Here is a 13,363-nt window from a genome sequence, read left to right as displayed (position 1 = left end):
TTACAAAAGATGTTAAGTACAAATATTAAAGAGGCTACAAAAGCCGAACACCAAAATTTAGAGAAACAGGTTGTTTTAAAGCTAAAAGCAATCAGGAGCAATCAGGACTATGCAGATTTGTTGAAACATTTTTTTGCGTACTTCAGCCATATTGAAGAAACGATTAAACCTTTTATCACGGCATCGGTTCTACCGGATTATGCACAGCGTAGAAATTCGGGCTATATTAAAGCCGATATTTTAGAACTCGGCGCCGATATCACTGATCTTCCATTTACAACCGTACCAAAAATTGAAAATGCCTTACAGGCTTTAGGCGCATTATACGTATTAGAAGGTTCGATTATGGGCGGAAGTATTATCGTGAAGATGCTCGAAAAAGGAGGAGTAACCAATGGTATTTCTTTCTTTTCGGGTTATGGAGAAGCTACAGGCATGATGTGGGGCAATTTTATAGCTGTTTTAAATGCACAGGCAAAAACTGAGCAAGAAGAACAAGAGGCCGTTGTTGCAGCAAACGAAACCTTTAAACATTTTGCTTATGTTTTCGAAAAAGAACGGATGGGTACGGTTTAATACAACGTGATTAAGTTAACTCCTTTAGGCACTAGTAGAAATAATTTAACCACAAATAAAAAGGATGGACACAGAAATCAATCCGTGTTTATCTGCGTAAATTTGTGGTTAAAAACTAGTCCATCTGTCGACGACTCACCGGCTAAAAACCAAATATTCAACTTCATCTATTGGTTTTCGTGTTGAGGGATAAGCCTTGATTCTCCGTGCCATTTTTTGCATCAGGCTTATCCATTTTATGACTGTTTTTGTTTATAAAACCTTTCAAAATTGTTAAATTCCTTTTTTTGCAGGTAAAAAACACTTTTTCCATGCAAAAAATTACAAATATCAAGAGATAAGTAAGATAAGACCCGATACAAGACAATGAAACCGATTGTATTTATATTATCTTTGTGTTATCTCTATGCGTGTTTACGGTTCATATTCTGATAGCGAATTGGCATTCTTGTTAACTCAGGGTGATGAGCTGGCCTTTACCGAAATTTACAACCGATTTTATGGCTTACTTTTTATCCATGCCAATAAACGCTTAAATGATGATGAAGAAGCAAAGGATGTATTACACCAGTTGTTCGAGTCGCTTTGGGTTAAACGTTTACAGGTAGCACCTGATGGTAATTTATCAGCATATTTATATACAGCTGTGCGTAACCGTGTACTGGATGTGTTTGCGCATCAAAAAGTAGAAAGTAAATACATTGATTCTTTGCAGGATTATATAGATCAAGATCATGTGTCCACTGATTATATGGTGCGTGAAAAGCAAATGGCACTATTAATTGAGCGCGAAATTGATGCTTTGCCGCCAAAAATGCGTGAAATATTTGTTTTAAGCCGTAAAGAAAATAAATCTCATAAAGAAATTGCGCTCGAATTAGGACTTTCTGAGTTAACTGTTAAAACGCAGGTTAAAAAAGCACTTCGAATCCTTAAAACTCGGTTGGGGGTAGCAATTTATGTTGTTTTCTTGTTAAAGGCCTATAATTAACCGCTCTGGTTAAGATTAAAATTCGATTTTTTCCTTTAAATATGTGTTGAATGAAAATTTTTTAGAAAAAAAATAATTTTTCGATACCCCCAAGGCTATGTCTTCGCCGTATATATAACAATCAACCAAACTAGATTTCTTTTTAATGGAGAAAAATGCAAAAAAGCTTTTAGATAAATATCGTGCAGGCCATTGTACGCCAGAAGAAATTGCTATTGTAGAAGCATGGTATCTTCAGTTGCCTTTCGAAAAAGAGGCTCCTGATCACTTACTCATTGAAACCAGTAAACAAGAAGTATGGAACCGGTTAAGACCTCACGGAAGATCTGTAAAATTGGTCACGGTTAAACGCATTGCGATAGCTGCAGGTATTATTTTATGCTTTAGCGTAGGCCTCTATTTTATGGTAGGTCGTAATACTTTGCCATTAACAGCTAAAACGGAATTAAAAGATATTCTTCCGGGTGGGCATAAAGCAATATTAACGCTGGCTGATGGAACGGTGGTAAATCTGGATGATGCTAAAAACGGTCAGATTGCGAGTCAGAACGGTATCATCATCCGCAAGGCAAAAAACGGCCAGCTGGAATACATCATTAAAGAAATCCCGAATGCACCAGTTACGGGCTCCAATACTATTAGCACGCCCCGCGGCGGCCAATACCAGGTAAGCCTGCCCGATGGTACAAAAGTTTGGCTTAACGCAGCCACAACCTTAAAGTATCCTTATGCCTTTGCTAAAAACGAAAGGGTAGTAGAACTTAATGGAGAAGCCTATTTCGAAGTTTCGAAAGACCATATACGTCCTTTTAGGGTAAAAACAGACGCACAAACGGTAGAAGTATTAGGAACACACTTTAATATCAATGCGTACAACGATGAGCGTATCATTAAAACCACCCTGCTGGAAGGTGCCGTAAAAGTGAGCAATGCCTCTGGTAGTATGAACCTACAACCCGGGGAACAATCGAGGCTAAATATAAATACCGCTAAATTAATTATTGATAAGGAAATTGATATTGATAAAGAGATGGCCTGGAAGAATAATATTTTCTCATTTGATAATGATGATCTCCAGACGATTATGCGGCAGATTTCGCGCTGGTATGATGTAGATGTAGTTTATCAGGGCAAAATTACACCAGAAAAATATGTGGGAGAAATACCTAGGAGCAGCAACTTAGCAGAGGTTTTTAAAATATTAGAACTTAACCATGTACATATTGAGGTAAAGGGAAAAGTACTTACGGTATCAGGAAATTAAACAAGAATGGCTTTTCTTAAAAGAGCCGAGCAATCAACCAACCAATTCACAAACTAACTAAACTTTATGATGAAAAAACTACCAGAAATTTAGCACCCTACCTTTAAAAAAAACCGAAAGCGCGATAACGCTTCCGGTAGAAATTTGGACAAGCAGCTTGCTTCGAAACCCAGCTGCTATTTTTTAACCTCATTCATTACAAAGGTATGAAATTAACTACCCTTTACAACCCCGCGTGCGACATGCGGAGGGTAAAGATTAAATTTTTATTGGTCATGAAATTGACTACAATTTTACTATTGGTTGGTGCCTTACATGTTTCGGCAGCCACCTTTTCGCAAACCGTAACGCTCTCTCGAAGAAAAACTTCGCTTAAACAGGTTTTTAAGGAGATTAAAAAGCAAACTGGCTATTTTTTCTTTTATAAAGGTCAGTTGTTGCAGGATAAACCAGATGTGACAATAGAACTCGTTAAGGCTTCGCTAGTAGAGGCGCTGAATGTCGCTTTAAAGGATCAGAACCTCGGTTTTAGCATTGTTAATAAAACTGTCGTAATTAGTGGTAAAGCGGATTTACCGACACCAACGGCAGGTATTAACGCCAAAATTGAAGTTAAAGGTGTTGTCGCTGATAAAGCTACAGGAGAAACCATTCCGGGTGTTAATGTTTCCATCAAAAATGGTGCGAGTGTAGGCATTACCAACGAAAAAGGCGAATTCAAAGTCAATGTTGATGAAGGAAGCATTTTAGTTTTTAGTTATGTGGGCTACGACTTGTTTGAAACCAAGGTTACAGGAACTAAAACGTTAAACGTTAAGCTTACCTCTAAAATGACCCAAATGAACGATGTCGTGGTAACGGGTTATCAAACGATTAAAAAAGATAACTATACCGGTAACGCGATTACGATATCCGGAGATCAGCTGAGAAGGGTAAATCCACAGAGTTTGCTGCAAAGTATCGGAACGTTCGATCCTTCATTTAAACTGATAGACAATAACCTTGCAGGCTCCAATCCCAACAGAATTCCTTCTATCAATGTTAGAGGCGCTTCTGCACTGCCAAGCGGTGATGGGCAGGTATTGAGAAGAGATGATATTCAGGGCAGAGCGAACACGCCTGTTTTTATGCTTGACGGTTATGAAGTGAGCGTGGAGAAAGTATTTGATCTGGATGTGAATAGAATTGCATCGGTTACCTCTTTAAAAGATGCGGCCGCAACGGCAATTTATGGTTCGCGCGCGGCCAATGGTGTAATCGTGATTACCACTAAAACACCATTAGAGGGCAAATTAAGGATAGAATACAACTACGAATTGAATCTTACTGCTGCAGATCTAACTGATTATCAGGTGTTAAATGCAGCTGAAAAACTAGATTATGAAGTTTTAGCAGGATTATATAATTCTTCGAAGCAACAGGTATCTCAAGATCAGCTCGATGAAATCTATTACCATAAAAAAGCCAATGTTGTTGGTGGCGTAAACAGTTATTGGCTATCACAACCTCTTCGTAATACCTTCGGGCAAAAACATGCTGTAAATCTGGATGGAGGTTCACAGGCATTTCGGTACAATGTAAATCTTCGTTACCAAACCCGGCCAGGAGCAATGAAAGGGTCGGAAAGGGACCAATATTCGGGAGGAATGAGTTTCCAGTATAATGTGAAGAAAATTCAGTTTAGAAATGAATTGTCTATAACACAAATGGGTGCCACCGAATCTCCATATGGCGATTTTTCTAATTATGTACGGATGAATCCTTATTACCCGTTGCAAGACGCTAATGGCATGACGATGAGGATTTCTGATGTATATGAAAAACAAGATCGATCGAGAGAATATGTTTTTAATCCGCTGTTCGATGCTGGCTTAAGCAGTTTCAACAAATCGAAGTACACCGAAATTATTGACAACCTTTCTGCTGATGTAGAGGTTGCGAACAACCTTCGGTTAAGGGCGCAAATGAGTTTAACCAGCAAATCGAATTCTGATGACATATTCACCTCGCCACTGGCAAATAAATATTACCTGTACACAACAGATAAAATAGATGAAAAGGGCGAATACACGAACAGGGAAATGAAAGAAACCTATTGGGATAGTAACATCAGGTTAACCTGGCTAAAGCAGATAGGCGGTAGTTATTTTAACGCTTTAGTGGGTGTAAATGCCCGTACAGAGCTGCGCGATCAAAAAGAATTTACGGCTATTGGATTTGCTAATGATCGTTTTACCAGCATAGGCTTTGCCAAGGGTTATGCTGAAGATGGAAAACCGCAAAGCAGGCTTGAAAAAGCACGACTTTTTGGCTCTTTTTTTACGATGAACTACTCGTATAAAAACCGGTACCTGATGGATGGAACCGTTCGTATTGATGGTTCTTCTAAATTCGGAGTGAACAATAAACTGGCTCCTTTTTGGTCGTTCGGATTAGGATGGAATGTACATCAGGAGGAATTTCTGCAGGGTAATCCTGTAATTAGCCAACTTAGAATAAAAGCCTCGACGGGTCTCACAGGTTCGGTAGAATTTGATCCTTACTTATCAAAAACCATTTATAAGTATAATACCGGAAACTGGTATTCATCTGGTATTGGTGCCGGTGTAAACAGTTATGGAAATGATAACCTTGGGTGGCAAAAAACGAGGATGACGGATATTGGTATCGATATCGGGTTGTTTAAAGATCGTGTAATGATTACGCCGAGAATATATAAGAAGTTTACCAAAGATATTCTGGCCGATATTACCTTACCGCCATCTACAGGTTTTCTATCATATAAAGAAAACCTTGGCGATATGGAGAACAAAGGCGCTGAGCTGGGGCTAACTATAGATGCAGTAAGAAGCAAAGACTGGTCGGTAAACCTGAATGCAAGTATGGTTTCCAACAAAAACAAAGTGGTGAGAATCTCCAATGCATTAAAAAAATACAATGATAGGGCAGACGAGCTGCAGTCGGTAAAACCAGGAGATGGTGGTTATAGAGGCATTCCCTTACTTAGGTTTAGCGAAGGACAACCTTTTAATGCCATTTATGGTGTACGTTCGTTAGGCATAGATCCGGAAAACGGACGTGAATTATACCTCAAAAGAGATGGTACTCTTACATACGACTACGATAAGAGAGATTATGTTGTAATTGGCGATCCTAATCCTAAAGTGAGCGGTTACTTCGGTGGAACGGTTAACTACAAAAGATTTAGCTTGTATGTACAGTTTCAAACTTTTTTTGGAGGCGACAAATATAACCTGACACTGGTAGAGCGTGTTGAAAATGCTGATCCAAGATATAATGTTGATAAGCGTGTATTCGAAGAAAAGTGGAAGCAGTCTGGCGACCTCTCTTTTTATAAAAATATAGCAGATAATGGCGAGACGGATGTAAGTTCGAGATTTATACAGCCTGATAATCTGATCAACCTTCAATCAGTAAACCTTTCTTATGATATGAATAAAAAACTCGCATCTAAATTATCGATGTCGAGTCTCATGTTTCAGATAACGGCCAATGATGTAGTGCGCTGGTCATCAGTAAAAGAAGAAAGAGGCATTAATTATCCGTTTACCAGGAGTTTAACCTTTTCTGTCAGAGCAGCTTTTTAAGCTATTAATGAACAGATTTAAAATATAAAAACATGAAAATTAGATTTTTAATAGGCCTCATCTTCGTAACAGGGTTATTGAGTTCCTGCAAGAAATGGCTGGAAGTTGAGCCAGAATCAGAAATTGCTGCTCCAATTTTATTCAGTACAGAAAATGGCTTTATGGAAGCCATAAACGGCGTGTATAACCGCAGTACAGAATCAGATCTGTACGGTAAAGAACTCACATTTGGCACAACAGAGGTGCTGGCGCAAAATTTTTCGATGCGTGACGATGGACAGGATTATAGACAGACCTCATTATACAATTATAAACATGGCGAGTTTATCAAGCGTAAGGATAGGATTTGGACTGGTTTATACAATGCAATTGTAAACTGTAACCTGATCCTCGAAAACGTTGATGCAAAAAGAAACATTTTTAGCGGTGCCAATTATTCTATTGTCAAAGGCGAAGCACTTGCCTTAAGAGCATACTTGCATTTCGACCTGTTGCGTCTTTTTGCACCTTCTTATTTAAGAAACCCAACTGCAAAAGGAATTCCTTATGCTAATAAATACACAAAGGAGATTACTCCCGTTTCAAACGTATCAGAAACCCTTGATTTGATCATCAAAGATTTGGAAGAGTCGAAACAATTATTGATTGCAGATCCGATTCGGAGTGCCAACTATATTGTTAATTATCCCTTAGTTACCGATACACTGAAAAACACAGAAGAGAGAAATCCAAGTCTTTTCTTGCAGAACAGAAGGCATCGTTTAAATTATTATGCAGTATGTGGAACGCTTGCCAGGGTTTACCTTTATAAAAATGATAAGGTTAAGGCCTTACTTAATGCTAAGGAGGTGATTGACTCGAAAAAATTCCCGTGGACAGCAAAAAGTGATTTTGAGGCATTCGAAGATTCTAAGAAAGACCGTATCCTTTATAAGGAACTTGTTTTTGGCTGGTACATACCAGGTGCTGCAAAACAAATAAAAGACAATTGGTTTCAAAGTGGCACCCGTGGTTTTTATTTGATCGAGGATGCCGCAGATTATATTTACGAAAAGGCAACAGCCGGAGCGAGTGATTCCCGTTATAAATACTGGTTATCCGCTACCTCCAGCCAATCGTCAAGGTCTTACGATATCGTTAAATACCGCAGAAATCCATTAAGCACTGAGGCAGGTGCAAATTTACATTACCTGATGGCTCCTGCAATAAGGCTTAGTGAAATGTATTATATCGCTGCCGAGTGTTCCTATGCAAACAACTCCACAGTCGCAGTTAATTACCTTACACAGGTTCGTGAAGCAAGGCAAATAGGTGATCCTTTGACCATAAACAATGAAGAAGATTTATTAAAAGAGCTACTTAAAGATGCGCGTAAAGAATGGTTGGCCGAAGGCCAGTTGTTCTACATGTATAAACGGCTTAATAGAAGTATAATAGGGCAAACCGGGGTAACCATTCCTGCTTCTGATAACATTTTCGTACTTCCTCTTCCTAACGATGAGATTGTTTATGGTGGCAGATAAAACAATTTGAAATTCTATTAATAGCAAATTATGAAAATATATATATTAATATTCGCGATCATTTGCCTTGCCTCTTGCAAGAAAGCAGAAGAGATGCGTTTTGAACACAATGCTAATGTCTATTTCGATATTTATAACGGAGATAAAGACAGTATAGTAAGAACCTTTGCCTATAATCCTACATTGGCTCAGGATACCGTATGGCTACCTGTTCGTTTATCCGGAATCAGAACAGATGTAGAGCGGAAATTTAGTGCACGGGTAGATGCCGATTCTTCTACCGCCACGCCCGGAATTCATTACGAAGCTTTGAAAACCCAATATTCAATCCTTCCTAATAACGGATTAGGATACATTCCTGTGGTGATTTATAACAAGGATAAGGAACTTGAAAACAGGTCGGTTTCCATATTGATCAAATTAACCGGTACATCCGATCTAGGCATCGAAAACCCATATCTGATCAGGGCAAAAGTAGTGTTCTCTTCCAAATTGGAAAAACCAAATTGGTGGGATACCTGGCCGCTTCCCCCTTATTCGAGAACCAAACACGAATTGTTTATTCTGGTAACCGGGCAAACCTCCCTAACTACCGACGGACTGGACGCACCCAAAAACCTTTATTATATAGGTTTATTAACCACTATGCTAAATAATCCATTTAATTGGGTAACTAAAAATGAAGCAAAAGGTTATGTAATTGAAGAGGTAACTGCGGGTAATACCAATAGTTATTATTTCTACAATAAAAAAAATCCGGCCAAAAAAACGCTGTTGAGAAAAAACATGCAGAATGGTAAATATTATTTTATAGATGAAAACGGTAATGAGGTTATTTAAATATAAAAACATGGATATTAAAAAATTAATCTTGTTAATAATTGGTGTGGTTTCTCTTGCCGCATGTCATAAAGACCTTGGCAATTATGATATCGATATGCCTATTGAGCCTAAACTGGCTAACCTAGATTCTGTTTATACTGCAAGTGTAGGCGATAGTTTGATCATCAAACCAAAAATCGAAGGTGTTGATGCGGCCAATGTAGAACTTCAATGGAAAATCAGTGTAATGGAAGGGAATGACGTTCTTTATACCGGACCAGCTTTAAGGATCATATTCGGTTTACAGGCTAAAAGATACGCTGCCCGTCTTACCGTTTTCAACAAAGCAAACGGAATGAAATATTTCCATAACTTTTACGTAGACGGTGGAACCGAATTTGCCAGCGGTACAACGGTGTTGAGTGTCGAAAATGGAATAACACAGTTTTCATTTGTAAAACCAGATGGCAGTGTAAAGGCCCGTTTGTACAGGGCTATGCAGGGGAAAGATTTACCTGTAAACCCCACAAATTTATTTCTGCTAAAAAATACATTTACAAATGCCTTATTGGGATATTGGATTATTACAAAAAATGCTGGAATAAGGCTGGAGCCCAATACCATGCAGGAAGATCCAAAATACCCGAATACACTTAAGGATAACTTCTTTACACAACCAGATAATCTTGAGGTTGGTTCACTGATCTCGCATCCTCAAGGGGTAATGATGGGTGTTGTAAATGGTAAATTTTATGGTGGAACAACGAGTACATGGGATCAGGCAGCTACTTATGGAATGTTCGGCTTACCTGCTGATGGTGATTACGAATTGGCCCCGTCTTTTGTGATGAGCTTTACGCAATCGGCTACTTATTTTATTGGTTTCGACAAAAACAGAAAGCAATTTGTCAGGATCAATCTTTATGGAGCGCCTGTTTATTTTGGGACCCAATATGCGGTTACAACGACGAATGCTTTCGATCCTTTAAATGTGGGTATGGATCTTATTCATTTGGAGCAACTTAACAACGCAGATTGTTTTGCGTATTGTAAAGGAACCGATGGAAAGATTTATGAATTAAAGTTCAATGTGCAGTTTAACGGGCCGTTTACCTTTACGCCTCAACATAAACGTCTTTTTGCACGCCCGGAGTTAATTAACGAAAATACAAAATGGAGTGGTGCCAAGAATGGGGTCATCTATATTGCCAATGGTAGTAAAGTGTATCGGTATAATCCTGTAAATGAAGAACTCAGAGAACTGGCCACTAGCTTTAGTGGTAAATCGATTACGATGCTAAAACTTTCTGAAGATGAAGAAACCTTAATGGTAGGAACTGAAGAAACCGTTTCTTTTCTAAATATAGCCACCGGAATGAATGGTGTGCTCATTAAAAAGATCGAAGGCATCCCAGGCGCTCCTGTAGACATTGCAATTAGAAAATAACCTATTCCATGCTTAAGCCTTCAAAATCTTAGGCATGGAAATATTTAAATGATAAAGAAAAACATACAAATGAAAATTATAAAATTAGCAGTATTGAGCTTTTTGTTACCAGTTTTAAGCTGGGCACAAGCGCCAAATTTTAGTTTGACAGGTAAAATAGGCACACTGGGCAGTCCTGCCAAGGTTTATATCGATTATATGGACAATGGCGTAAGTCATGAAGATTCAGTAGCACTTGTTAACGGCAGTTTCAAGTTTACCGGAAATATTTCTGGCAATGCCTACGCCCGTATGGCACTCGATCATACTGGTGGCGGTAAAGGTAAGGCGGTTTATACCGGAGATGTGATTTACTTTTATTTTGGTAAGGAACAGGTAACGATCACTTCAAAGGATTCTTTAGAAAATGCAGTTTTCGCTGGTTCGAAGGTTTATCAGGAATATGATGCCTATAATAAAGCTATTGGTGGTACTATCATGGCGCTTACCAAAGCCGTTAATATCGATTTTAACCGTGGCACACCCGAGCAGCAAAAAGATACCGCTTACATGAAAGCAGTAGACCTGCGCTTCAGAAAAAACATTCAGAACAGAACCGACAAACAGTTTCTATTTGCTAAAGAACACCCAAATTCATACTTCGCTTTGGTAGCACTTTCAGAAGCTGCCGGAAGTAAGGTTGACGTGGCCAAAGTTGAACCGCTTTTTAATGCCTTGAACAAAGTTTATCGCGAAACAGACATGGGCAAAGAACTCGCGCAGCGTATTGCTGCAAGTGGCATTACCGCTGTTGGAAACGTTGCGCCGCTTTTTACACAGAACAATGTGGTAGGCAAGCCAGTTTCGTTAGCCAGTTTAAAAGGAAAAGTGGTACTGGTTGAGTTTTGGGCAAGCTGGTGCGGTCCCTGCAGGGCCGAAAATCCGAACCTGGTAAAACAATATCAGACCTATAAAGATAAAGGCTTCGAAATTATTTCAGTTTCATTGGATAATGTAAAAGAACGCTGGTTAGAAGCGATTGAAAAAGATGGTTTAGACTGGATTCATGTTTCTGACCTGAAAGGATGGAACAACGAAGTGGGCCGTTTATATGGCGTACGCGCAGTACCTGCAAGTTTTTTGGTAGATGCGCAGGGTAAAATTATCGGTAATGGCTTGCGTGGTGAACCTTTGAACAAAAAGCTTGCTGAAATATTCAATTAGTTATTGGCTGATAAAATATAGATGATGAAAAAGATGCTAACGGCATGCCTGATGCTGGTTTCGCTGCTCACTTTTGGAACGGCGAAATATCGGGAGAAAATTGCATTAAAGGTTTTGTATGTTGGGTATAATCCCGATAAGCCAATGCCGAAAAATGTAGTTTATTATTCAACTACTCCAAGTGTGGTCGAAAAAATATACAAAACCAGAATGGCAGATTTTAAAACCTTTTTGGAACAACGTTTTACCGAAGTTAAAGTGATAGATGTGGCTGATTATAAGGCAGAAATGTCTGATGAGGTTGATGTAACACTGATGGATGCCGGTCCGGTTAACATGCCTGCGAACTTTAGTCGCCCAATGGTTTTAATGCACGCCATGGCACCCAATGTGGGTTTACCTTTAGGTTTAAAATTCGACTGGTATTGCCAGTGTTTAGATGATGAAGCCCTGAACATCAAAACCGATCATCCCATTTTTAATACCCCGAACGCAGTAAAATTAAGCATGGTGAAAAAACCAACACCAGGTTCTTTTTTTAATGGTCATCAGGGAGTTGGTACACCAAAAGAAATGGATAGGTGGCAGGTGGTAAAACAGGGTTTTTCTTCCAAAGAACCTTATCTAATCGGCATGGTTTCGCATGGCGAAGGATTTAATGATTCGCCTGATGCTGAATCTATTTCAGGAGGCGTTTGCCTTAAAAATGCTGAAGCAGTGGCATTAGGTCGCCAGGGGAATTACTTTATGTGGGGTTTTGCAGGCTCTCCTGATTATATGACAGAGGAGGCCAAAGATGTTTTTGTAAACACGATCTGTTACATCAAAAAATTCGATCGTCTTTCGGCTATTGTTAAAAAAGTGCAGATCGAAACCCGTAGTGGTATAGATGAACTGATTTATCGGTTAAGCAAAGATCTTTATAATCAGGCCATTGTGTCAAGGCGTGAAGGGAACCTGCGTATGTTGAAAATGCAACAGGAATTAAAGGATAAAAAAGCAAAAGGAGAAGATATTGGCCATGGCAACGAAATGTTTTTGAAAATGCCGGTAACCAATGATACCCAGTCTTTTGGAGATTATGTAAAGGGTTATGTTGGAGATAGTTTATTTGCTGTTTATGGTACTAATATCAGTCTCTATCACAAGTATTACCGTCAAAATTATGAGTATTTCTATCCTTCTGGCGTGTATACCCTTCAGTTAGACCGCGATGCGCAAAAACTCGGTATTTCTAACCGAAAAGTGGCGCTTTTAGATAAATGTGTAGGTTTATTGGAAGCCAACAAAGAGGTAGCGATGGCCCAGCGCTTGCTTGAACGCTACACTACTCAAAAATTCGGCAAAGCAGCTGAATGGAGAAATTGGCTCAATCTAAACCGCAATAACCTGTTTTACACCGAATCTGGCGGTTTTAAATTCATGGTGAATACCTATGGAAAAAATGTTCCTGTTGGCCAACAACAAAGCTATCAATTGCCAAAAGCGATTGTAAGTGGTGAACCTACCACAGCCGATCCTGTAGCCGTTTCTGCAAGGTTTATTCCTGGTAATGGCAATAAAAAAGACAGTTTGCTTATCGAAGCCAAAATTTTAAAAGGCTGGCATATTTATGCTTATGTATCTAAAGATAATCCATTTGTGGTTACCGAAACCAGATTGGAACTTCCTGAGGGTGCAGTGGCCGATCAGGAATGGAAAACTACGGCAGCTATTCCATATCCCGGCAATGAGGGCATGTTTATTTTTGAAGGAAAGGCAAACTTTAGGATAATGGTCGATTACAGCAAGGCAAAAGCAGGCACTAAAATCAAATGTGGTTTATATTATCAGGTGTGTGACGAAACCAAATGTTACCCACCTAAAGAGAAGATATTGGAAATACTCATCTAATCCATCTATGCGCTCGGCATGGCCGGTAAAATGGCC

At 39.1% G+C, this 13,363-nt stretch carries 9 protein-coding genes; all 9 read left to right on the top strand.

Going from position 1 to position 13,363, the window contains the following annotated elements; genetic code table 11:
- The first annotated feature begins 9 nt into the window (after window positions 1-9).
- The 9 genes from ACTJKN_RS01920 to ACTJKN_RS01880 all read left to right on the top strand — a co-directional run bounded on the left by ACTJKN_RS01920 (window position 10) and on the right by ACTJKN_RS01880 (window position 13,327).
- Window positions 10-576: a biliverdin-producing heme oxygenase gene (locus ACTJKN_RS01920; RefSeq protein ID WP_440822182.1), complete on the top strand. Its 567-nt coding sequence runs from the start codon at window positions 10-12 to the stop codon at window positions 574-576.
- Window positions 577-982: 406 nt separating this feature from the next.
- On the top strand, window positions 983-1,567 hold the full coding sequence (locus ACTJKN_RS01915) for an RNA polymerase sigma factor (protein ID WP_440822180.1): 585 nt from the start codon (window positions 983-985) through the stop codon (window positions 1,565-1,567).
- Between the two features lie 145 nt (window positions 1,568-1,712).
- Window positions 1,713-2,831, top strand: coding sequence for a FecR family protein (locus ACTJKN_RS01910; protein WP_440822178.1), 1,119 nt, complete (start codon window positions 1,713-1,715; stop codon window positions 2,829-2,831).
- A gap of 275 nt (window positions 2,832-3,106) precedes the next feature.
- Entirely contained in the window at window positions 3,107-6,439 is a 3,333-nt protein-coding gene (locus tag ACTJKN_RS01905; RefSeq protein WP_440822176.1) for a SusC/RagA family TonB-linked outer membrane protein, read from the top strand.
- Between the two features lie 32 nt (window positions 6,440-6,471).
- Complete coding sequence (locus tag ACTJKN_RS01900; RefSeq protein ID WP_440822174.1) at window positions 6,472-7,962, top strand: RagB/SusD family nutrient uptake outer membrane protein; 1,491 nt, start codon at window positions 6,472-6,474, stop codon at window positions 7,960-7,962.
- Between the two features lie 30 nt (window positions 7,963-7,992).
- Window positions 7,993-8,802: a DUF4843 domain-containing protein gene (locus tag ACTJKN_RS01895; RefSeq protein WP_440822173.1), complete on the top strand. Its 810-nt coding sequence runs from the start codon at window positions 7,993-7,995 to the stop codon at window positions 8,800-8,802.
- A gap of 10 nt (window positions 8,803-8,812) precedes the next feature.
- The gene (locus ACTJKN_RS01890) at window positions 8,813-10,231 is read left to right on the top strand and encodes a PKD-like family lipoprotein (protein WP_440822171.1); all 1,419 of its coding nucleotides are present in this window, start codon (window positions 8,813-8,815) and stop codon (window positions 10,229-10,231) included.
- Between the two features lie 69 nt (window positions 10,232-10,300).
- Complete coding sequence (locus ACTJKN_RS01885) at window positions 10,301-11,434, top strand: redoxin domain-containing protein (RefSeq protein ID WP_440822169.1); 1,134 nt, start codon at window positions 10,301-10,303, stop codon at window positions 11,432-11,434.
- 24 nt (window positions 11,435-11,458) lie between these two features.
- Window positions 11,459-13,327: a protein-disulfide reductase DsbD domain-containing protein gene (locus ACTJKN_RS01880; protein ID WP_440822167.1), complete on the top strand. Its 1,869-nt coding sequence runs from the start codon at window positions 11,459-11,461 to the stop codon at window positions 13,325-13,327.
- Window positions 13,328-13,363: the final 36 nt, after the last annotated feature.

Origin of the sequence: Pedobacter sp. 22163 (assembly GCF_052045595.1) — a bacterium.
Taxonomy (GTDB): domain Bacteria; phylum Bacteroidota; class Bacteroidia; order Sphingobacteriales; family Sphingobacteriaceae; genus Pedobacter.
The sequence above is the reverse complement of the archived record's forward strand: the minus strand, read 5'-3'. Positions and strand labels throughout refer to the sequence as shown.